Origin of the sequence: Allokutzneria oryzae (assembly GCF_042429765.1) — a bacterium.
In the GTDB taxonomy this organism is placed as follows: Bacteria; Actinomycetota; Actinomycetes; order Mycobacteriales; family Pseudonocardiaceae; genus Allokutzneria; species Allokutzneria oryzae.
In genome coordinates, this window is the sequence record NZ_JBHLZU010000002.1 from 132,141 (window position 1) to 152,633 (window position 20,493).

Annotated in this window: 20 protein-coding genes; 8 read left to right on the forward strand and 12 right to left on the reverse strand. The window is 70.1% G+C overall.

Features of this window, described 5'->3' with window-relative positions:
- Positions 1-210: 210 nt before the first annotated feature.
- Together eda and edd are read right to left on the reverse strand one after the other, a co-directional pair.
- Positions 211-843 carry a bifunctional 4-hydroxy-2-oxoglutarate aldolase/2-dehydro-3-deoxy-phosphogluconate aldolase gene (eda, locus tag ACFFQA_RS00990; protein ID WP_377850190.1) on the reverse strand — a complete coding sequence of 211 codons (633 nt, stop codon included), beginning with the start codon at positions 841-843 and terminating at the stop codon, positions 211-213.
- Between the two features lie 2 nt (positions 844-845).
- The gene (gene edd, locus ACFFQA_RS00995; RefSeq protein ID WP_377849587.1) at positions 846-2,708 is read right to left on the reverse strand and encodes a phosphogluconate dehydratase; all 1,863 of its coding nucleotides are present in this window, start codon (positions 2,706-2,708) and stop codon (positions 846-848) included.
- Between the two features lie 323 nt (positions 2,709-3,031).
- Here edd and ACFFQA_RS01000 point away from each other — a divergent pair, with 323 nt between their 5' ends.
- From ACFFQA_RS01000 to ACFFQA_RS01015, 4 genes are all read left to right on the forward strand, one after another.
- Positions 3,032-3,313 carry an Rv0250c family protein gene (locus tag ACFFQA_RS01000; RefSeq protein ID WP_377849588.1) on the forward strand — a complete coding sequence of 94 codons (282 nt, stop codon included), beginning with the start codon at positions 3,032-3,034 and terminating at the stop codon, positions 3,311-3,313.
- A gap of 68 nt (positions 3,314-3,381) precedes the next feature.
- The gene (sdhC, locus tag ACFFQA_RS01005) at positions 3,382-4,182 is read left to right on the forward strand and encodes a succinate dehydrogenase subunit SdhC (RefSeq protein WP_377849589.1); all 801 of its coding nucleotides are present in this window, start codon (positions 3,382-3,384) and stop codon (positions 4,180-4,182) included.
- Between the two features lie 20 nt (positions 4,183-4,202).
- Positions 4,203-6,098 carry a fumarate reductase/succinate dehydrogenase flavoprotein subunit gene (locus ACFFQA_RS01010; protein ID WP_377849590.1) on the forward strand — a complete coding sequence of 632 codons (1,896 nt, stop codon included), beginning with the start codon at positions 4,203-4,205 and terminating at the stop codon, positions 6,096-6,098.
- Entirely contained in the window at positions 6,095-6,835 is a 741-nt protein-coding gene (locus tag ACFFQA_RS01015) for a succinate dehydrogenase/fumarate reductase iron-sulfur subunit (RefSeq protein ID WP_377849591.1), read from the forward strand. The genes ACFFQA_RS01010 and ACFFQA_RS01015 overlap by 4 nt, the downstream gene beginning before the upstream one ends.
- 466 nt (positions 6,836-7,301) lie before the next feature.
- On the opposite strand, the gene ACFFQA_RS01020 is transcribed toward ACFFQA_RS01015, so the two are convergent.
- From ACFFQA_RS01020 to ACFFQA_RS01040, 5 genes are all read right to left on the reverse strand, one after another.
- On the reverse strand, positions 7,302-8,201 hold the full coding sequence (locus tag ACFFQA_RS01020) for a transporter substrate-binding domain-containing protein (protein WP_377849592.1): 900 nt from the start codon (positions 8,199-8,201) through the stop codon (positions 7,302-7,304).
- Between the two features lie 79 nt (positions 8,202-8,280).
- A complete protein-coding gene (locus ACFFQA_RS01025) occupies positions 8,281-9,195 on the reverse strand; it encodes an amino acid ABC transporter permease (protein WP_377849593.1) in 915 nt (304 codons plus the stop codon).
- Positions 9,192-9,875 carry an amino acid ABC transporter permease gene (locus tag ACFFQA_RS01030; RefSeq protein ID WP_377849594.1) on the reverse strand — a complete coding sequence of 228 codons (684 nt, stop codon included), beginning with the start codon at positions 9,873-9,875 and terminating at the stop codon, positions 9,192-9,194. The genes ACFFQA_RS01025 and ACFFQA_RS01030 overlap by 4 nt, the downstream gene beginning before the upstream one ends.
- 83 nt (positions 9,876-9,958) lie before the next feature.
- Positions 9,959-10,804 carry a glutamate ABC transporter substrate-binding protein gene (locus ACFFQA_RS01035; protein WP_377849595.1) on the reverse strand — a complete coding sequence of 282 codons (846 nt, stop codon included), beginning with the start codon at positions 10,802-10,804 and terminating at the stop codon, positions 9,959-9,961.
- A gap of 67 nt (positions 10,805-10,871) precedes the next feature.
- Positions 10,872-11,600, reverse strand: coding sequence for an amino acid ABC transporter ATP-binding protein (locus ACFFQA_RS01040; protein ID WP_377850191.1), 729 nt, complete (start codon positions 11,598-11,600; stop codon positions 10,872-10,874).
- 168 nt (positions 11,601-11,768) lie between these two features.
- On the opposite strand from ACFFQA_RS01040, the gene ACFFQA_RS01045 reads away from it, so the two are divergent.
- Together ACFFQA_RS01045 and ACFFQA_RS01050 are read left to right on the forward strand one after the other, a co-directional pair.
- A complete protein-coding gene (locus ACFFQA_RS01045; protein WP_377849596.1) occupies positions 11,769-12,437 on the forward strand; it encodes a response regulator transcription factor in 669 nt (222 codons plus the stop codon).
- Between the two features lie 102 nt (positions 12,438-12,539).
- On the forward strand, positions 12,540-13,931 hold the full coding sequence (locus ACFFQA_RS01050) for a sensor histidine kinase (protein ID WP_377849597.1): 1,392 nt from the start codon (positions 12,540-12,542) through the stop codon (positions 13,929-13,931).
- A gap of 108 nt (positions 13,932-14,039) precedes the next feature.
- Here the strand turns inward: ACFFQA_RS01050 and ACFFQA_RS01055 are convergent, their stop codons facing one another.
- Complete coding sequence (locus ACFFQA_RS01055; RefSeq protein ID WP_377849599.1) at positions 14,040-14,978, reverse strand: TAXI family TRAP transporter solute-binding subunit; 939 nt, start codon at positions 14,976-14,978, stop codon at positions 14,040-14,042.
- 103 nt (positions 14,979-15,081) lie between these two features.
- Positions 15,082-15,396, reverse strand: coding sequence for an antibiotic biosynthesis monooxygenase (locus tag ACFFQA_RS01060; protein WP_377850192.1), 315 nt, complete (start codon positions 15,394-15,396; stop codon positions 15,082-15,084).
- 205 nt (positions 15,397-15,601) lie between these two features.
- Between ACFFQA_RS01060 and miaB the strand changes: the two genes are divergently transcribed.
- Positions 15,602-17,089, forward strand: a complete 1,488-nt coding sequence (gene miaB / locus ACFFQA_RS01065; protein WP_377850193.1) for a tRNA (N6-isopentenyl adenosine(37)-C2)-methylthiotransferase MiaB — start codon at positions 15,602-15,604, stop codon at positions 17,087-17,089.
- Entirely contained in the window at positions 17,089-17,586 is a 498-nt protein-coding gene (locus ACFFQA_RS01070) for an Rv2732c family membrane protein (RefSeq protein ID WP_377849600.1), read from the forward strand. Before miaB ends, ACFFQA_RS01070 begins: the two co-directional genes overlap by 1 nt.
- Before the next feature lie 30 nt (positions 17,587-17,616).
- Here the strand turns inward: ACFFQA_RS01070 and ACFFQA_RS01075 are convergent, their stop codons facing one another.
- The 3 genes from ACFFQA_RS01075 to ACFFQA_RS01085 form a co-directional block, all read right to left on the reverse strand.
- Complete coding sequence (locus tag ACFFQA_RS01075) at positions 17,617-18,576, reverse strand: hypothetical protein (RefSeq protein ID WP_377849601.1); 960 nt, start codon at positions 18,574-18,576, stop codon at positions 17,617-17,619.
- Between the two features lie 58 nt (positions 18,577-18,634).
- Positions 18,635-18,709 carry a putative leader peptide gene (locus ACFFQA_RS01080; RefSeq protein ID WP_377850194.1) on the reverse strand — a complete coding sequence of 25 codons (75 nt, stop codon included), beginning with the start codon at positions 18,707-18,709 and terminating at the stop codon, positions 18,635-18,637.
- Between the two features lie 287 nt (positions 18,710-18,996).
- Positions 18,997-20,370: a DUF349 domain-containing protein gene (locus ACFFQA_RS01085; protein WP_377849602.1), complete on the reverse strand. Its 1,374-nt coding sequence runs from the start codon at positions 20,368-20,370 to the stop codon at positions 18,997-18,999.
- Positions 20,371-20,493: the final 123 nt, after the last annotated feature.

Genomic DNA, 20,493 nt, shown 5'->3' on the forward strand with positions numbered 1-20,493 from the left:
GCCTTCATCACGGGACTTGGGTGGGACGGCTGAGGCTGGACACATCAGCCTCAGCCCCTGCCACCGCAACGTCTTCCCGGAGCCCTGGCGGCTGCTACCGCGGCCCCGCCACGGCCCCGGTTTTCGAGGCCGCTACCGGACGGTGGCTCCCCGCGCCCCGCGCGGGTGGCTCCGGCTTGAAGGTCACCGCGCGCGGGGCGATGCGGTCCGTCAGCGCAGCCCGGCGGCTTCGCGGGCCAGAGCCTCGATCGCGCCCCAGTCACCCGCGAGCACCGCCTCCTTCGGCGTCAGCCAGGAGCCGCCGACACAGCCCACGTTCGGCAGCGCCAGGTACTTCGGCGCGCTCTCCGGGGTGATGCCGCCGGTCGGGCAGAACCGCAGGTGCGGCAGCGGCCCGCCGAGGGCCTTCAGGAAGCCCGCGCCGCCACTGGGCTCGGCGGGGAAGAACTTCAGCGCCTCAACGCCCTGCTCGGCAAGGCGCATCGCCTCCGAGACGGTGGCCGCGCCTGGCAGCAGCGGCAGGCCGGTGTCCCTGGCCGCGGCCAGCAGCGTGTCCGTGGTGCCCGGGGTGACCAGGAAGCGCGCACCCGCCGCCGCGGACTTCGCCGCGTGCTCCGGGGCCGTCACCGTGCCCGCGCCGAGCACGATCTCCGGGACCTCCTCGGCGATCCGCTCGATCGCGGGCAGCGCCGCCGGGGTGCGCAGGGTGACCTCGATGATGCCGATCCCGCCGCGCAGCAACGCCTTCGCCAGCGGTACCGCGTGCGCCTCGTCGTCGACGACCACCACCGGTACCACGGGGGAGATCTCAAGCAGGTCGTGCGCTCCCAGTACCTTCGACACCGTCACCGGGGAACCTCCACTCGCTTCTCGTCCTGGTCCATCGTGCCGAAGGCGACCGCGCCCTGGTCGGCCGGGCCGACGGCGCGCCGCAGCGCGGTGAACAGCTCACGCCCGGTGCCGACCCACTCGTCGTCGCTCGGCGGTCCGTCCACGACCTCCCTGGAGGCCAGCTCTGCGTCGCCGACGAGCACCTCCAGCACGCCGTTCTCGGCGTCCAGCCGGACCATGTCGCCGTCGCGCACCTTGGCGAGCAGGCCGCCCGCCGCCGCCTCCGGCGTCACCTGGATGGCCGCGGGGATCTTGCCGGAGGCGCCCGACATCCGGCCGTCGGTCACCAGGGCGACCTTGAACCCCTTGTCCTGCAACACACCCAGCGACGGGGTCAGCCCGTGCAGCTCCGGCATGCCGTTGGCGCGCGGGCCCTGGTTGCGCAGCACCACGACCATGTCGCCGGTGAACTCCCCGGCTCGGAACGCGGCGCTGAACTGCGCCTGGTCGGTGAACACGCGGGCGGGCGCGAGCACGACGCGGTGCTCGGGCTTCACCGCCGACACCTTGATCACCGCGTTGCCCAGGTTGCCGTGCAGCACGCGCAGGCCGCCGTCGGCCGCGAAGGGCTTGGTGTGCGGGCGGAGCACGGACTCGTCGCCGCTGGCCGCCGGCGCGTCGACCCAGCGCAGCTCACCGTCGGTCAGCTCCGGCTGCTGGCGGTAGCGGTCCAGGCCGAACCCGGCGACGGTCCTGACGTCGCGGTGCACCAGCCCGGCGTCGAGAAGCTGGCCGACCAGGAACGGCACGCCGCCCGCCGCGTGGAAGTGGTTGATGTCGGCCGAGCCGTTGGGGTAGACGCGGGTCAGCAGCGGGACCACCGACGAGAGGTCGGAGAAGTCGTCCCAGGTGAGCTTGATCCCGGCGGCCGCGGCGATCGCGACCAGGTGCATGGTGTGGTTGGTGGAGCCGCCCGTCGCCAGCAGCGCGACCACGCCGTTGACCACGACCCGCTCGTCGACGAGCTCACCGACCGGTGTGAACTCGCCGCCGTCGCGGGTCATCTCCAGCACCCTGCGCCCGGCGTGCTCGGTCAGCGCGCGGCGCAGGTCGGTGTTCGGCGCGACGAAGCTGGAGCCGGGCAGGTGCATGCCCATGACCTCCATGACCAGCTGGTTGGAGTTCGCCGTCCCGTAGAACGTGCAGGTTCCTGGGGAGTGGTAGGAGGCGGACTCGGCGTCCAGCAGGTTCTTGCGGTCAGCGCGGCCCTCGGCGAAGAGCTGGCGGATGCGGCTCTTCTCGTTGTTGGGCAGGCCCGATGCCATCGGCCCTGCCGGGACCAGCATCGTCGGCAGGTGCCCGAAGGACAGCGCGGCGATCATCAGGCCGGGCACGATCTTGTCGCAGACGCCGAGCAGCAGCGCGGCGTCGAACATGTCGTGCGCCAGCGCGACGCCGGTGGCCATCGCGACCACCTCGCGGCTGAACAGCGACATCTCCATGCCGGCCCGGCCCTGGGTGATGCCGTCGCACATCGCGGGCACGCCACCGGCGAACTGGGCGACCCCGCCCGCGGCGCGGATCGAGTCCTTCAGCCAGTCCGGGTACTCGGCCAGCGGCTGGTGCGCGGAGAGCATGTCGTTGTACGACGAGACGATCGCGACGTTGGCGCCGCGCAGCTCACGCAGGGCCTGCTTGTCCTCGCCGACGCAGCCCGCGTAGCCGTGGGCGAAGTTGCTACAGCCCAGCGCGCCGCGGGCGGGGCCCTCGGAGGCCGCGGCGGCGATCTTGCGCAGGTACGCGGAGCGGGTGGGCTCGCTGCGAGCGACGATGCGTTCGGTCACTTCGGCGATCACCCGGTTCAGGGGTGCCGTCACGGTGCTCTCCTCGTCGTTGTCACGGACTCGAAAACGGGACTTCGGCCGGTTGACGACGACGATGGCGCCACTCGGGTGCGACAGACCTCACACTCTATCGGTCACACGGACGTAACTACAAAAACGATCCAGAAGGTTGACATCCCGGTTGCGAAAACGCTGTGCCGCAGGTCACTCTCTTGACGCGACGACGAGCCCCCTTGAGCGTGATCCTCATCACCGTTGCGATCAATGGGGGTTCACGGCGTGTGTCCCTTGTCACACGGGGGTGGGCGGGTGCAGAGTCTGGCCACCACCACGATGCGCCGACGGAGGTGTTCGGCATGCCGAACACGGAACTGACCGCCCTTCAACGCACCATCGACGAGCTGCGCCAGACGCTGTCCGCTCTCCGTGGGCGGTACGGCGACACCCCCGCCGTGCGACGCATCGCGAACGACATCGAGCGGCTTGAGATCGACGCCGCCGAGCTCGCCGGCGGGCGGCTCGCCCCCATGCCACGACAGGCCGAGATGGTCGTCGTGCCGGACACGCCGTACGACCCACAGCTGTGGGACGGCGCGGACGACGAAGGCGTCGGAGGTTATCGCCCGCACGGCCGGTGAGTGTTCGGTCCGCGGTCGGAACCGGCCGTCCGTAGGGCTGGTTCCGACCGCGCCAAACCGAGGACACTATGACCGCTTCAACCGGCCCCACCGGCCGGGCGCGCATCGAGGCGCGCACGCTTCGCACCGACCGGTGGTGGCTGTCGCCGTTGTTGACCTTCATGGGCCTGACGGCGTTCGTCGTCTACGGTCTGGTCCGCACCTTCTCCAACGCGAACTACTGGGTACCGCAGTACAACTACCTCGCGCCGTTCTACTCGCCGTGCCTGTCCGAGGTCTGCGTCGAGGGAGCCGCGCACTTCGGCAGGTGGTTCCCGGACCTGGGTTTCCTGATCACGCCACCGCTGTTCGTGCTGCCGTTCGTGCTCGGGTTCCGGTTCACCTGCTACTACTACCGCAAGGCCTACTACCGCTCGTTCTGGCTGTCCCCGCCCGCGTGCGCGGTGGCAGAACCGCACGCGAAGTACACCGGTGAGCGACGGTTCCCGCTGGTGATGCAGAACCTGCACCGGTACTTCTTCTACGCGGCGATCCCGGTCGCGAGCGTGCTCACCTACGACGCGGTGATCGCCTTCAAGGGCACCGACGGGGGCTTCGGCATCGGGCTCGGCACGGTGATCCTGGTGATCAACGTCGCGCTGATCTGGTCGTACACCCTGTCCTGCCACTCGTGCAGGCACATCGTCGGCGGCAAGCTGACCCACTTCTCCCGCCACCCGGTCCGGTACCGGCTCTGGACGCTGGTCTCCAAGCTCAACGGCAAGCACATGCAGCTCGCCTGGGCCTCGTTGATCTCCGTCGGGCTCGCCGACCTCTACGTGGCGCTCGTGGCCAGCGGTGTGCTCACGGACCTGCGGTTGTTCAACTGAAGAGCGAGGGTTTTGCTTCTATGACTGAGATCGAGCGCCACGCCTACGACGTCGTGGTGATCGGTGCCGGTGGAGCCGGGCTGCGGGCGGCGATCGAGGCGCGGGAACAGGGCAAGCGCGTCGCGGTCGTGTGCAAGTCGCTGTTCGGCAAGGCGCACACCGTGATGGCCGAGGGCGGCATCGCCGCGGCGATGGGCAACGTGAACTCCCGGGACACCTGGCAGGTCCACTTCCGCGACACGATGCGCGGCGGGAAGTTCCTCAACAACTGGCGCATGGCCGAGCTGCACGCGCGTGAGGCCCCGGACCGCGTGTGGGAGCTGGAGACCTACGGCGCGCTGTTCGACCGCACCAAGGACGGCAGGATCAGCCAGCGCAACTTCGGCGGGCACGAGTACCCCAGGCTCGCGCACGTCGGCGACCGCACCGGGCTCGAACTGATCCGCAGCCTCCAGCAGCAGATCGTCTCCTTGCAGCAGCAGGACTTCCGCGACACCGGCGACCACGAGGCGCGCCTGCGGGTCTTCGCCGAGTGCACCGTCACCGAGCTGCTCAAGGACGGCGACGCGATCGCGGGCGCGTTCGGCTACTGGCGCGAGACGGGCAGGTTCGTGCTCTTCGAGGCGCCCGCCGTGGTGCTGTCAACGGGCGGGATCGGCAAGTCCTTCAAGGTGACCTCGAACTCCTGGGAGTACACCGGCGACGGCCACGCGCTCGCCCTGCGCGCGGGGGCCAGCCTGATCAACATGGAGTTCGTCCAGTTCCACCCGACCGGCATGGTCTGGCCGCCCAGCGTGAAGGGCATCCTGGTCACCGAGTCGGTTCGCGGTGACGGTGGCGTGCTGCGCAACTCCGAGGGCCGCCGGTTCATGTTCGACTACATCCCCGAGGTGTTCAAGGACAAGTACGCCGACAACGAGGCCGAGGCCGACCGCTGGTACACCGACCCGGACAACAACCGGCGCCCGCCGGAGCTGCTGCCCCGCGACGAGGTCGCCCGCGCGATCAACTCCGAGGTCAAGGCGGGGCGTGGCACCCCGCACGGCGGTGTCTTCCTCGACGTCTCGACCCGGCTGCCCGCCGAGGAGATCCGCCGCAGGCTGCCGTCGATGCACCACCAGTTCAAGGAGCTGGCCGACGTCGACATCACGGCGGAGCCGATGGAGGTCGGCCCCACCTGCCACTACGTCATGGGTGGCGTCGAGGTGGACCCGGACACGGCGCAGTCGAGCGTGCCAGGGCTGTTCGCCGCCGGTGAGGTCGCTGGCGGCATGCACGGCTCGAACCGGCTCGGTGGCAACTCGCTGTCGGACCTGCTGGTGTTCGGGCGCAGGGCGGGCCTCGGCGCCGCGTCCTATGTGGACGGGCTCGGCAGGCGGCCGGAGATCCGGAAGTCCGATGTGGACAGTGCGGCGCAGTGGGCGCAGGCTCCGTTCAACGCGGCCGACGGCGGCGAGGTCGAGAACCCGTACACGGTGCACACCGAGCTCCAGCAGTCGATGAACGACCTCGTCGGCATCATCCGCAAGGGCGGCGAGATCGAGCAGGCGCTGGAGAAGCTGGCGCAGCTGAAGGTCCGCGCCCGCAACGCCGCTGTCGAGGGGCACCGCCAGTTCAACCCCGGCTGGCACCTGGCGATCGACCTGCGCAACATGATCCTGGTCAGCGAGTGCGTCGCGAAGGCCGCGCTGCTGCGCACCGAGAGCCGCGGCGGCCACACCCGCGACGACTACCCGGGCATGGAGCCGTTGTGGCGCAAGCAGTTGCTGCGGTGCGAGGCGGACGGCGACGGCGTCAGCGTGACCAGCCTGCCGCAGCCGCCGATGCGGCCGGACCTGCTCGACCTCTTCGAGCGCGGCGAGCTGCAGAAGTACTACACCGACGAGGAACTGTCCGGACACCGGGAGCTTCCATGAGCTACAAGGCGAACTTCCGCATCTGGCGCGGCGACGCCGAAGGCGGGGACCTCGGCGACTTCGTCGTGGAGGTCAACGAGGGCGAGGTCGTGCTCGACATCATCCACCGGCTCCAGGCGACCCAGGCGCCGGACCTCGCGGTGCGGTGGAACTGCAAGGCGGGCAAGTGCGGCTCGTGCTCGGCGGAGATCAACGGCCGCCCGCGCCTGCTGTGCATGACCCGCATGTCCACCTTCGCCGAGGACGAGACGATCACGGTGACGCCGCTGAGGACGTTCCCGGTGATCCGCGACCTGGTGACGGACGTGTCCTACAACTACATCAAGGCGCGGGAGGTCCCGTCCTTCAAACCGCCGGAGGACCTCAAACCGGGTGAGTACCGCATGCAGCAGGTGGACGTGGAGCGCTCGCAGGAGTTCCGCAAGTGCATCGAGTGCTTCCTGTGCCAGAACGTCTGCCACGTGGTCCGTGACCACGAGGAGAACAAGCAGGCCTACTCCGGCCCCAGGTTCCTCATGCGCATCTCGGAGCTGGAGATGCACCCCCTGGACACCGAGGACCGCGTGGAGACGGCACAAGCGGACCACGGCCTCGGTTTCTGCAACATCACCAAGTGCTGCACGGACGTCTGCCCGGAGAACATCCAGATCACCGACAACGCCCTGATCCCGCTGAAGGAACGGGTGGCCGACCGCCGCTACGACCCGCTCCAACGCCTGTTCCGCCGCAAGAAGTGACGAACCCACTGCGGCATTCGCGCCGACCACGCCGAATGCCGCAGTGGCCACTCACGCCCGTTGCCTTCTCGTGACCACACCGTCTCGCGGTCGCGCCGACGCGGGCGTGACACGACATCCACCCACGCCCGCCCAGCACTTGTCCTCCCGCGCCCTTCTCCACCACGCTTGAAGTGGGGGGGACCCCGGCGCGTGCGAAAGCCACCCTCGCCCGCTGTTTCTCGCGTTTTGTCACCTTGTTGCGAAAAAGAGCGCTCTCATCGGACAACAAGGTGACAAAACGCGAAGTCACACCGCGCTGGCTCCTGGCCGGAGCATGGGGTGGCGGCGGCGAAGTTCGTGGTGCCGGTGTGCTCAGTGACCCGACCGCGGCGGTGTAGTGACGAGGTGGAAAACCAGCGTTTTGTACGCATAACGGGAAAGAGAGCGCTCCCAAATCGCGTTAAGCCTACAAAACGTGGAGAACCTAGCGCGGGGGCGCGGTGGTGGTCGTCTGGGCGGGCGTTGACGGCGTGGTGGTCACCGGTGCCGGGCTCAGGACCGGCGGGGTCGGGGCGGGTTCCGAGGTGCCGTAGACCGCGCCGTACATCTTCGCCCAGGAGCCGTCCTCGAAGGCCTTCTTCAGCATCGCTTCCAGCTGGCGGCGCAGCTCCTTGTCCCGCGACGGGACACCGATGTAGTAGCCCTCGTCGGTCAGCTTGACGCCCAGGACCTTCAGCGCGCCGTTGGAGGTGCCCGCGTAGCCGCGCAGCACCGCGTCGTCGGCGGAGAACGCCGAGACCTTGCCCGCCTGGAGCGCCTCGACGCAGCGGGTGCCCAGGTTCTCCTCGACCACGTTCTGGGTGACCCGCGCCGCCTTCAGCTTCTGCGCGGCGCCGGTCTCGGCCACCACGCAGACCGGCTTGTCGGCCAGCTGCGCTGAGGTGGTGATGCCGCTGTCCGAGCGGACCAGCAGGTCCTGGGCGACCTTCAGGTAGGGGCCGACGAAGGCGATCTGCGGCTGCGGCTGGTTGGTCTTGATCGCGCCGACCACCAGGTCGACGTCGCCGCTGCGCAGCGAGTTCAGCCGGGTCTCCGGGCTCGCCGAGCGGTAGCGCACCGGGTCGGCGTCCTTGAGGCCGAACGCCTTGGCGATGGCCACCGAGATCTGGGTGTCGAAGCCGGAGTACTTGCCGGTGCCCTGGTCCTGCAGCGACACCCCGGGCAGGCTGTCGGTGGTGCCCATCAGCAGGCGGCCGTTCTGTCTGATCTTGTCGATCGTCGGCGAGCCGGAGCCGTCGTCGGTGACCGAGGTCCTCGGAGCCTCGGTGGGTGGTGGCGTCTCGGCCGAACCACCACCACACGCCGCGAGGGGGAGAACCCCCATCACGACCGCCGCAGCCACTGCGGACCGACGATGCATGGGCATTTCTCCCCCTCGCGGGTCGTACCGGGTCCAGAGCACCCTAGAGGGTGCCACCTCCCGTGTTTCCGCCGGTGCGCATACCGGTGACCTCCATACCCGGCGCCTGCTCCTCGACCATGCCCCCGCCGACCGTCGGACGGCCCCTGCGCGACAGGCGCTTCTCCAGCCAGGAGGCGAAGGTGGTGAGCAGCGTGTTGATCACGATGTAGATGGTCCCGATGACGATCAGCGTCGGGATGAGGTTGTTGTAGTTGTTGGAGATGTAGCGGTACTGGGCGAACAGCTCCGCGAACCCGACGAGTGCGCCGCCGAGCGCGCTGTCCTTGAGGATCACCACGAGCTGGCTGACGATCGCCGGGAGCATCGCGGTGATCGCCTGCGGCAGCAGGATGATCCGCATCGTCTGGCCCTTGCGCATGCCCAGCGCGAGCGAGGCCTCGGTCTGGCCCTTCGGCAGCGACAGGATGCCCGCCCGCACCACCTCGGCGAGCACCGAGGCGTTGTAGAGCACCAGGCCGGTGACCACCGCGGCCAGCGGGCGCACGTCCCGGTCCACGTCCATGAACCGGGAGAAGAACTCGTTGGCGAAGATCATCAGGATCAGCACCGGCAGTGCGCGGAAGAACTCCACCAGCGCACCGGCCGGGACCCGGATCCAGGCGTGCTCGGAGAGCCGGGCGATGCCGAAGACGAAGCCGATCGGCAGCGCGATCACGATCGCGAGCCCGGCGGCGAGCAGCGTGTTGCCCAGGCCGGGGACCAGGTACTGCGTCCAGGTGCTGCCCAGGAGGAACGGCGACCACTTCGCGCCGTCGAACTGGCCCTTGTCCGCCAGCGCTGAGACGACCAGCCACACCACGGCGGCCAGCGCGATGCCGAACACCACCGTGTAGACGACGTTGCGCGCCTTGGCCTTCGGGCCGGGGGCGTCGTAGAGGACCGAGGGCGCGCTCACCGCTTCACCGCCACCTTCTTGGCCACCATGCCGAGCAACAGGCCGGTGGGCAGGGTCAGGATCACGAAGCCGAGCGCGATGATCCCGAAGATCACGAACAGGTACTGCGAGTTGAACTCGATCATGCTCGCCATCAGGGCCGCCGCCTCGGCCACCCCGATGGCGCTGGCCACCGTGGTGTTCTTGGTCAGCGCGATCAGCACGCTGGCCAGCGGGGCGATCACCGCGCGGAAGGCCTGCGGCAGCACCACGATGCCCAGGGTCTGGGTGAACTTCAGGCCCAGCGCCCGCGCCGCCTCGGCCTGGCCGACCGGGACCGTGTTGATGCCCGAGCGCAGCGACTCGCAGACGAAGGTGCCGGTGTAGGCGACGAACCCGAGCACGGCCAGCCAGAAGTTGTTGGTGGCCAGGAACGTCAGGTCCTTGTCGGACTTCGTGGTGAGCACGACGCCCAACGTCGAGTACAGGCCGAGCGAGGTGCCCATGATGATCAGGGTGAGCGGGGTGTTGCGCACCACGTTCACGTACACGGTGCCGATGCCGCGCATCAGCGGCACGGGGCTGACCCGCATGCCCGCAAGGATGGTGCCCCAGATCAGTGCGCCCACCGCCGAGTAGAAGGTGAGTTGCACGGTGACCCAGAACGCGCCGAGCACGTCGTACTCGCTCAACAGGTCCACGGTGTGAGTTCTCCTAGGTCCGCAACCGGGGCGGCGCGCCGGACAAGGTCGTCCGGCGCGCCGCGACTCGATCCTCTACCGCGTCACTTCTCGGTGATCTGCGGCGGCTCGGGGATCTTGTAGCCCGACTTGTCGAGGTTCTTCTCCAGCGCGGTCTTCCAGGCACCGGAGGTCATCATCTTCTCCAGCGCCTTGTTCACCGCGTCCCGGCCCGCGGTGTCGCTCTTGGCCAGGCCGACGCCGATCAGCTCCTTGGTGAAGGGCTTGCCGACCAGCTTGAACTTGCCGGGGTTGGCCGCGGCGTAGCCGGCGAGGATGGAGTCGTCGGTGGAGACGGCGTCGATGGCGCCGCTCTCCAGGCCGCTCAGGCACTCCGAGTAGCCGCCGTACTCCTGCAGCTGCGCCTGCTGGGCGAACTTGTCCTTGACCGCCTTGGCCGAGGTGGAGCCCTTGACCGAGCACAGCTTCTTGCCGTTGAGGGACTCCGGCCCGGTGATGCTGGTGTCGTTGGCGCGCACCAGCAGGTCCTGGCCCGGGGTCAGGTACGGCCCGGCGAAGTTCACCTTCTTCTTGCGGTCCTCGGTGATGGAGTAGGTGGCCGTGATCATGTCGACGTCCCCCTTCTCCAGCAGGTTCTCCCGCTGCGCGGAGGGCGCTTCCTTCCAGGTGATGCCCGACTCCTCGACGCCGAGCTCCTTGGCGATGTACTTGGCGACGTCCACGTCGAAGCCCGTGTAGCCGGTCGGCGTCTTCAGGCCCATGCCGGGCTGGTCGAACTTGATGCCGACGACGAGCTTGCCGCTCTTGGCCCGGTCCACCAGGCCGTTGCCGCCCCCGCTGCCGCTGCCGCCGTTGCCGCCACCACAGGCCGCCAGCACGGCGAGCGCGGCCACCGCCGCGCCGACCCGCAGTCCCTTGCTGAAACGCATGTGCTTCCTTCTTTCGACTTGGCTGACTTCTCGGACGCCGCCCGCGTCCCGCGTGGTAACAGGATGGTCAGTGCGGCAGGATCTTGCCGAGAAAGTCCTTGGCTCGGTCGGAGCTGGGGGCGGTGAAGAACTGCTCGGGGGTGGTGTCCTCGACGATCTCGCCGTCGGCCATGAACACCACGCGGTCGGCGGCCTTGCGGGCGAAGCCCATCTCGTGGGTGACCACGAGCATGGTCATGCCCTCCTTGGCCAGCGTGGTCATCACGTCGAGGACCTCGTTGACCATCTCCGGGTCCAGCGCCGAGGTGGGCTCGTCGAAGAGCATCACCTTCGGCTTCATCGCCAGCGCGCGGGCGATGGCCACCCGCTGCTGCTGGCCGCCGGAGAGCTGGGCCGGGTACTTGTCGGCCTGGTTGGCGATGCCGACCCGCTCCAGCAGCTGCTGGGCGAGCTTGCGCGCCTCGGCCTCCTTCACGCCGCGCACCTTCATCGGCGCCAGCATCACGTTCTCGATGATGCTCTTGTGCGCGAAGAGGTTGAACTGCTGGAAGACCATGCCGACGTCGGCGCGCAGCGCGGCGAGCGCCTTGCCCTCGTCGGGCAGCCGCTTGCCGTCGACCTCGATGTCGCCGGTGTCGATCGGTTCGAGGCGGTTGATGGTCCGGCACAGCGTGGACTTGCCAGAGCCCGACGGACCGAGTACCACCACCACCTGGCCCTTGGGCACCTCGATGTTGATGTCCTTGAGTACGTGCAGCGGACCGAAGAACTTGTCCACGCCCGCCATGCGGATCATCGGCGGAGTGTGGGCAGCTGCGGTCATCGGTGCTCCTCGTAGACAAGGGTGGTTCAGTTGGCGGAAACCTAGGTGTGGTCGCCCACACCAGTCCAGATTGGTTGAGCAAGACTTAGGGTCTCAACTCTGTCACGGATGAGTCGCACCGGCTCAAGGGAGGTACCACCCGTGCGGGTACTGCTCGTCGAGGACGACGACCGCGTCGCGGAGGCGCTGGAACCGGCGCTCACCAGGCGTGGGATGACGGTATCGCGATTGCCGGGAGGAAAGGGAGTCCTGGAGAGCCTGTCCGAAGTGGACGTGGTCTTACTGGACCTCGGACTGCCCGATGTGGACGGCGTGGCGCTGTGCCGCGCGATCCGGGCGGCCAGCGACGTGGCGATCATCGTGGTCTCCGCGCGCGGGGAGGTCGACGACCGGATCCTCGGCCTGCACGCCGGGGCCGACGACTACCTCGTCAAGCCCTACGACGTCGGTGAGCTGATGGCCAGGGTGCAGGCGGTGCGCCGCCGCCGGGGGCACGCCGGGACCGACGACGTGGTCAAGCTCGGCGACGTCGAGGTGCACCTCAACCGGCACGAGGTTCGGGTCGCGGGGGAGGCGATCGCGTTGTCCCGCAAGGAGTTCCAGATGCTGGCGCTGCTGGTCGCCGCGCGCGGCTCGGTGTGCACGAGGGAGCGGATCATCTCCGAGGTGTGGGGCCGCACCTGGTCCGGGGTGAACCGCACACTGGACGTGCACGTGGCCACGCTGCGCACCAAGCTCGGCAGACCGGACCTCATCGAGACGGTGCGCGGGGTGGGCTACCGGCTCGCCGCGGCCACGCCCGCCGGTTAACCCGATCGAGTGGATCTTCGGGGGCGCGGGCGGGTTGTGCACGGCGCTTCGGGTTTCGGGTAAGGGTTTCGCGGCAGCGGATGCCGCTGAAAGGGTGGTCGGGTGCGTTCCCGGTTGCTGACGACGGTGCTGTTGCTGCTCGTGCTGGTGCTCGCCGGTCTCGGGGTGCCGCTGGCCACCACCGTGGCCGGTGCCGAGCAGCAGCGGCTGTTCCTGGACCGGCTGACCGACGTCACCCGGTTCGCCTCGCTCGCGCAGCGGCCGCTGATCGACGACCAGCCCGCGGTGATCGAGCGCGAGCTGCGCCGCTACGACGAGGTCTACCGGATCGCGGTGGCCATCACCGACCGGGACGGCACCGTGGTCGCGCGGTCGCGGCCCGGCCTGGAGCTGACCGACCGGGTGGCGATCGACCGCGTCGGGCTCGCGCTCGCCGGACGGCACTCCGAGCCCGGGGACCTGATGCTGCCGTGGCACGACGAGCCGCTCGTGCTCGCCTCGCCGGTGCTCGTCGACGGCGAGGTGCGCGGCGCGGCGCTGATCATCTCGCCGACGGCTGCCGCGCGGGGGCGGGTGGTGGTCTGGTGGGGCGCGCTGCTGCTGGGCAGCCTCCTCGCGCTGGGCGCGGGCATCCTGTTCGCGTTGCCACTGGTGCGCTGGATCCTGCGGCCGGTGCTGCGGCTGGACCAGGCGACCGGCGCGATGGTCACCGCGATCGTCGGCGGGCGGCCGGTGGAGCCGGTCGGCGGCAACAGCGGCCCGCCGGAGCTGCGCAGGCTGACCCGCTCCTTCGACCAGATGGCCACCACGGTCGGCGACGTCCTCGCGGCGCAACGGGCCTTCGTCGCCGACGCCTCGCACCAGCTGCGCAACCCGCTGACCGCGCTGCGGCTTCGCCTGGGCAACCTGGAGGGCCACGTCGACGACGAGGCCGTGGTGCACCAGGAGGCCGCGATCGAGGAGACCGACCGGCTCAACCGGATGCTCGACGAGCTGCTGGCGATGGCCAGGGCCGAGGCCAGCTCGCTGGACCCGGTGCCGATCGAGCTCGACCCCGTCGTCGCGGAACGGATCGAGGCGTGGCGCGCGGTGGCCGACTCCCGCTCCGTCGACCTGGTGCACGCGGGGGAGCCGGACCTGGTCGCGATGCTCACCCCGCGCGGCCTTGAGGGCGTGCTGGACGCGTTGCTGGACAACGCTTTGAAGTTCACCGGCGACGGCACCGTCGTCGAGGTGGACATGCACCGGCTCGGCGACAAGATCGAGCTGAGCGTGCGCGACCACGGGCCCGGCCTGCGGCCGCAGGAGCTGGAGCGCGCGACCGACCGGTTCTGGCGCAGCGCGGCCCACCAGAACGTGCCCGGCTCCGGGCTGGGGCTGGCGATCGTGGTGCGCATCGTCGCGCGGGTCGACGGCGTCGTCCGGCTGGAGCTGCCCAAGGGCGGCGGCTTGCGCGTTGTGGTGACGTTGCCGGTCGCGCCGGACGGGCGTTGAGTGAGTATTGAGCTTTCTCGCCTACCGTGGTGGCCGCGGCGCCTCTCGTGAAGGCCCCGCAGCGGAGGGGCCCGATGCCCGTCGGGTCCCTCCGCACTGCCAGAACTGTCAGAGCTTCACCGAGCGGTAGTAGGCGACCGCGCCGGGATGCAGCGGCAGCGGCTCCGTCTCCACCGCCGCGCGGGTGTCGATGGTGCGGGCCGCGGAGTTCGAGCCGACCAGGTCCGGCAGCGACGAGTAGATCCCGCGCACCAGCGCCTCGGCCACGTCATCGCGCATCGAGGCGGTCACCACGAGGTAGTTGCGCACCACCAACGTGATCACCGGTCCCGACGCGAGGTCGTAAGTGGACGCGGGCAGCGTGGCCGTGCCATAGCCCGGGTAGCGCTTGCGCAGCTCCGGCAGCAGGTCGGACAGGTCGATCATGCGCAGCCGGACGGCCTTCGACAACGCGCTCACGGTGTCCGTCGGCACGCCGCCGGACCAGAAGAACGCGTCGATCTTGCCCTCCCGCAGCGCGTTGGCCGAGTCGGTGACGCCGAGCGGCACGGCGGAGATGTCCTTCTCCACCCGCATGTTCGCCGTGCCGAGCAGGCGCTGCGCGATGACCTGGACGCCGGAGTTCATCGCGCCGATCGAGACCCGCTTGCCGCGCAGGTCGGAGAGCTTGCGTATGGGCGAGTCGGCGCGCACCGCGATCTGGAAGTAGTCGTCGTGCATCCGGGTCAGCGCGCGCAGGTCGGCGCCGCCCTGGTCCCGCGCCTGCTCGTCGATGGCGACGTCGGCGGCGGAGAAGGCGATCTGCGCCCGCCCGTCGCGCAGCATCCGCATGTTGTCCACCGACCCCTCGGTGGCGAGCACCTCGGGCGGCCTGATCGCCATCTGGCGGCCCCACACGCCGGAGAGCACTGTGCTCAACCCGTAGTAGACGCCGCCGCGTCCGCCCGCCGCCACCTTGAGCCGCAGGTCACCGAAGCTCGTCTGGCAGCCGCTGAGCAGGCTCGCCACCACCAGAACGAGGGCCGTGAGCGTTGTCCTCCGAAGCACCCGCACATGGTGCCAGCACGGCGCCCCGCTCGGGGGAGGGTGAACCGGAGAGCCGGGAAAGGAACCAAGGTGTGACACGCGGTCACCAGATCTGCGCGGAGAGCTAGCGTGACGAGTCGTGCGCTTCGTTCCAGGCGTCCACGACCTCGACGTGCCGCAGACCGCCGCTGGCGGCGATATGACCGAACCAGGCCGCGCACTCAGGCACTGAGTCGACCTCCCGGGCGGCCTGCTCGGCTTCCTCCCTGCTGCGCCACAGAACGATGTCCAGCCAGCTCCCGTCGTCCTCCTTGGTCAGATACGCCGCGAGGCACCCGGAAAACCGTCTCCGCAACGCCTGGACCATCGCAGGTCGTTCCGTGACGAGCTTCTGCTCTGCGCCGTCCTTCACCGTGAACCGGGCCAACTCGATCGCCATCTCCACGGCGCCGACCCTAGAACTCGTCACCCTCGTCCACGCGCCGGTAGTGCGTGTGAACCGACGCGGGGGCGATGCCTACCATGCTCAGAGGGCACAGCCTCGCAACACGGAGTGATCCAGCCAGTGGACAGCGGCGATGGTCTTGTGGCGACTGTGGTGAGGATGGCCACTGACCAGGGGATATGGTGACCACGTGAGCACGTTGCAGGGTCCGAGGACCTACCAGGTCCGCACCTACGGTTGTCAGATGAACGTCCACGACTCCGAGCGCCTGTCGGGGCTGATGGAGGACGCGGGCTACGTTCGCGCGGGCGAACAGGACGTCGCGGACGTCGTCGTGTTCAACACCTGCGCGGTGCGGGAGAACGCCGACAACCGCCTCTACGGCAACCTGGGCCACCTGCGCCCGGTCAAGGCGGAGCGCCCCGGCATGCAGATCGCCGTCGGCGGCTGCCTCGCGCAGAAGGACCGCGGCGAGATCGTCAAGCGCGCGCCCTGGGTCGACGTCGTCTTCGGCACCCACAACATCGGCTCGCTGCCCGCGCTGCTGGACCGCGCCAGGCACAACGCCGCGGCCGAGGTGGAGATCCTGGAGTCGCTGGAGGTCTTCCCCTCCGCGCTGCCCGCGCGCCGCGACTCCGCGCACTCCGGCTGGGTGTCGATCTCGGTGGGCTGCAACAACACCTGCACCTTCTGCATCGTGCCGTCGTTGCGCGGCAAGGAGAAGGACCGCCGCCCCGGCGAGATCCTCGCCGAGGTCGAGGCCCTGGTCGCCGAGGGCGTGCTGGAGGTGACGCTGCTCGGCCAGAACGTCAACTCCTACGGCGTGGAGTTCGGCGACCGCTTCGCCTTCGGCAAGCTGCTGCGCGCCTGCGGCGGTATCGAGGGCCTGGAGCGCGTGCGCTTCACCTCCCCGCACCCCAAGGACTTCACCGACGATGTGATCGCGGCGATGGCCGAGACGCCCAACGTCTGCCACCAGCTGCACATGCCGCTGCAGTCCGGTTCCGACCGGGTGCTCAAGGCGATGCGCCGGTCCTACCGCAGCGAGCGCTTCCTCTCGATCATCGACAAGGTGCGCGCCGCGATGCCGGACGCGGCCATCACCACCGACATCATCGTGGGCTTCCCCGGCGAGACCGAGGAGGACTTCCAGGGCACCCTGGACGTGGTGCGCGCGGCCAGGTTCTCCAGCGCCTTCACCTTCCAGTACTCCAAGCGCCCGGGAACGCCCGCGGCCGAGATGGACGAGCAGCTGCCCAAGGACGTCGTGCAGGAGCGCTACATGCGCCTGATCGAGGTCCAGGAGCAGGTCTCGTGGGACCTCAACAAGGAGCTCGTCGGTCGCAGGCTGGAGGTCCTGGTCTCCGAGGGCGAGGGGCGCAAGGACACCGAGACCCGCCGGATGAGCGGGCGCGCGCGGGACGGCCGCCTGGTGCACTTCACCCCGACCGGCCCCGCCGTCGACCGCGAGATCCGGCCGGGCGACGTGGTGGAGACCGTGGTGACCTACGGCGCCCCGCACCACCTCAACGCCGACGGCGACCTGCTCTCGCACCGCCGCACCAGGGCTGGCGACCACTGGGAGGCCGGGATCCGGCCCAAGACCTCCGGTGTCAGCCTCGGCCTGCCGGGCTTCGGCGCCCCGCCGCCGCTGGCCGCGGTGACCCAGGGCGGGTGTGGCGCGTGATGACCGACGAGGACAGGCAGAAGGACGAGTTCGACGAGTTCCGCGCGGAGCTGAGCCAGGTCGAACGCCGCGTCTCCCGGCGCATCGACCCCGGCCTGCGCGGGGTCCGGATCGCGGTCGCGGTGCTGGTGCTGCTGGTGACCGCGGTCCTGCCGTGGATCGGCGACACCGCGGGCTGGCAGGTGCTCTTCGGCGGCGCCGGCGTCGGAGTGCTGCCGGTGCTGTTCGCGGGCGCGCTGCTGGGAGTCGGCGTGGTGGGCTCCGCGCTCGCACTGGCGCTGCGCAACTGGGCGCTGTCGTGGGTGTGCGCGCTGGGCAGCTGCGTCGCGGCGGTGCTGGGCATGCTCTCGATCTGGACGCAGCAGACCGGCCGCGTCCCGGTGCCCGGCCAGCCGAGGCTGCCGGGTCCGGGACCGAGCTTCGGCCTGGTCATCGCCGAGTTCGCCGCGATCGCGCTGGCGATCATGTGGCTGCGGGTCGCCAGCACCCGCCCCTGACACCCCCCGTGCCCTCAGGGCACCCGGGGGTCACATGTCCCAGTGGATGCCGAAGGTGCCCGGCCCGAAGTCGAGCGCGACCGCGTGCGCGGCTCCGGCCGGGCTGACCGTGAGGGCCTTGCGGCGGAACTGCGTCGGCTGTTCCAGCGGCGCGCTGATCTGGGCGCAGCGGCGGGGGAGCGCGGCCGGGTCGAACTGGACCTCCGAGAGGTAGTCGCGGACCGGCCTGCGGAACTTGCGGCTGAACACGTCGCTGGTGCGCGCCACCACGCCCGGCGGGTTGACCAGCTCGAACTCCATCATGATCGTCTCACCGCGGGCGAGCGGGACGTCGAAGAGCAGCTCGGCCACCATCAGGCCGGAGTCGTCAACGGCGCCGCGACCGAGACCGCAGTGCCGCAGCGGCACCAGCTCGGCCGCCGCGCCCCTGGGGTGCCCCGGTGAGTAGACGACCACCCACCGGTCCACCCCGTCCGCGTCGGCGCGCAGCACCTGGCGCACCCGGACACCACGCTGGGCACCGTTCGCGTCCACCTCGACCAGGTCGTGCTGGCTGAGCCTGGTGAGCAGCGCGTCCGAACTGGTGTCCACTGTGGACAGCAGGCTGGTGAGGCGGTCCTTGGCCGACCACATCGCCTCCATGGCGGGAGCGCTGATCGTGCTCGGCGCGTAGCGGCCCCGCGGGCGCGGCGGGCCGACCAGCGCGCGCAGCGACGACGCGGGCAGGCCGAGCACGCCCTCCAGGTTGGCCAGCACCGCGAAGGACGCGTCCCCCTCGGGCTGGCGGCGGCCGGACTGCCAGTTGCTCAGCGTCGCCACGCTGACCGAGGCGCCCCTGGACCGCAGCCGGTACTGCACCCGGTCCAGGCTCAGGCCGCTGGCCTGGATCGCCGCGCGCAGCGCCGCCGGGAACGGCCCCGTGCGCAGCAGCTCGGCGAGTTCGGTCTCGGCCGGGAGGTTGGTGTGCGGATGACCAGCGGTCAGCGTCATGGTTTCGGTCCCACGTGTCGTCGAAGGCCGGAAAGCGAGAACGGGCGACTGTGCGGGATCAGCGACAGAGGGAAGACGCCACGCGAACGAGGTCGATGTGACCCCTGGTGGTCAGAAATGCCCCTCGATCCATGCTTTCGACGCTAGGACCTGATGTTTTCGTGTGTCAAGAACTCCCACTAGGTGGACAAAGAGTTACATATAAGGCAACTTTTTCGGGTGACAGGCGCGTTGGCGATCGTTGACGCCGAGCCGAATGCGCCTCGTGCGGACGCTGCCGGAGTGGCCGGCGCGTCTTCCCCGCGCGGGGAGCCCCCCTGTCGAGGAGTCGGGCACGGCATCTGACGGGCACCGGCGAAGAAGACGAGACCCCCGACTGTCCGATGTGGACTGCCGGGGGTCTCGGTCACGTCGTCGGCGTCAGCGGTTGGCCACCGAGCTCTCCGCGGCCGCCAGCCACTCGCGCCACTGGGCCGCCTGGGACTCCGCCTGCTCGGCGCGGCGCTTGTCGCCCGCGGCGCGGGCCTTGGCCGCCTGTGCCTCGAACTGCTCGACGCGCTCGCGGAACTGCGCGACCCTGGCCTCGGCCTCCGGGTCGGTGCGCCGCCACTGGGCGTCGGCCGCCGAGCGCACCCGCTCCTCGATCGCGCGCAGCTTGCCCTCCAGCTCGCGCACCCGCTCGCGCGGGACCTTGCCGATCTGGTCCCACCGCTCCTGGATCTTGTAGAGCTGGCCGCGGGCCGCCTCCAGGCCGGTCGACGGGTCGATCGCGTCGGCCTCGGCCAGCAGCTCCTCCTTGAGCTTGGCGTTGGCCGCGAACTCCGCGTCCCGCTCGCTGAACGCCTCGGAGCGGTGCGAGAAGAACTGGTCCTGCGCCGCCCGGAACCGCTTCCACAGCGCGTCGTCGGCGTCCTTGGGCGCGCGGCCCGCCGCCTTCCAGTCCGCCATCAGCTCCTTGTAGCGGTTGGCGGTCTCGCCCCACTCGGTGGAGCCGGCCAGCGACTCGGCGAGCTCGACGATCTCCTGCTTGCGCGCCTTCGCGGTGGAGCGCTGCCGGTCCAGCTCGGCGAAGTGCGAGCCGCGCCTGCGGTTGAACGCGTCCCGCGCCTTGGCGAAGCGCCGCCACAGCTGCTCGTCGGTCTTGCGGTCGACGCCGCGCACCGCCTTCCACTCCTCCAGCATGGTGCGCAGCCGGTCACCGGCGGCCTTCCACTGGGTGGAGTCGTTGGCCAGCGCCTCCGCCTCGTCGACCAGCGCCTGCTTGCGCGCGACGGCCTCGGCGCGGGCCTGCTCCTTGGCCGCCTTGCCCGCCTCCATGGCCAGCTCGGCGCGGCCGATCACGTGGTCCACCCGCTTGGCGAGCCCGGTGAGGTCACCGACGACGGCCGCGTCGGCCAGGGAGTCCTTGAGGTGCTTGGCGCTGCCAAGTGCCTGCTTCGGGTCACCCGCCCCGGAGCTCAGCCGCGCTTCAAGCAGCCCGAGCTCGGTGAGCATGTCGTCGAACTTGCGCGCGAAGTGCGCGAGACCCTCGGCGGGCTCGCCCGCCTGCCACGACCCGACCGACCGTTCGCCGTCGGCGGTGCGCACGTAGACCGTGCCGTCCTCGTCCACCCTGCCCCAGCGCTCCGGGTGCTCCGAAGCGGTCGGCACCACCGGTGCGGCGGCGCCCGTTGCCGTGCTCCCCGGTGCCGCCGTGGCGGCGGCCGCCTCCGGGGTCGTGGTGCCCTGGGCCGTGGTGTCCGGAGTGGCCCGACCCTGCTGCCCGTCGGCCTGGGTCGTCTCCTGGTCCGTCATCGCCGGCTCCTCCTAGCCTTCACCGCCCGCACCTCGTGCGGGCGCCCCGCGTGGCGGCGGGGCCTGGCAATCGGGCATCGAGGCCGCTGCGGCCACGATCCCTGAAGGGGGATTGAAACAGGT

Coding starts and splice junctions, on each gene's coding strand:
- ACFFQA_RS01000 (WP_377849588.1), top strand. CDS start 3,032: ATGCCGAACACGGAACTGACCGCCCTTCAACGCACCATCGACGAGCTG.
- sdhC (WP_377849589.1), top strand. CDS start 3,382: ATGACCGCTTCAACCGGCCCCACCGGCCGGGCGCGCATCGAGGCGCGC.
- ACFFQA_RS01010 (WP_377849590.1), top strand. CDS start 4,203: ATGACTGAGATCGAGCGCCACGCCTACGACGTCGTGGTGATCGGTGCC.
- ACFFQA_RS01015 (WP_377849591.1), top strand. CDS start 6,095: ATGAGCTACAAGGCGAACTTCCGCATCTGGCGCGGCGACGCCGAAGGC.
- ACFFQA_RS01020 (WP_377849592.1), bottom strand. CDS start 8,201: ATGGGGGTTCTCCCCCTCGCGGCGTGTGGTGGTGGTTCGGCCGAGACG.
- ACFFQA_RS01035 (WP_377849595.1), bottom strand. CDS start 10,804: ATGCGTTTCAGCAAGGGACTGCGGGTCGGCGCGGCGGTGGCCGCGCTC.
- ACFFQA_RS01040 (WP_377850191.1), bottom strand. CDS start 11,600: ATGATCCGCATGGCGGGCGTGGACAAGTTCTTCGGTCCGCTGCACGTA.
- ACFFQA_RS01060 (WP_377850192.1), bottom strand. CDS start 15,396: ATGGCGATCGAGTTGGCCCGGTTCACGGTGAAGGACGGCGCAGAGCAG.
- ACFFQA_RS01070 (WP_377849600.1), top strand. CDS start 17,089: ATGACCGACGAGGACAGGCAGAAGGACGAGTTCGACGAGTTCCGCGCG.
- ACFFQA_RS01075 (WP_377849601.1), bottom strand. CDS start 18,576: ATGACGCTGACCGCTGGTCATCCGCACACCAACCTCCCGGCCGAGACC.
- ACFFQA_RS01085 (WP_377849602.1), bottom strand. CDS start 20,370: ATGACGGACCAGGAGACGACCCAGGCCGACGGGCAGCAGGGTCGGGCC.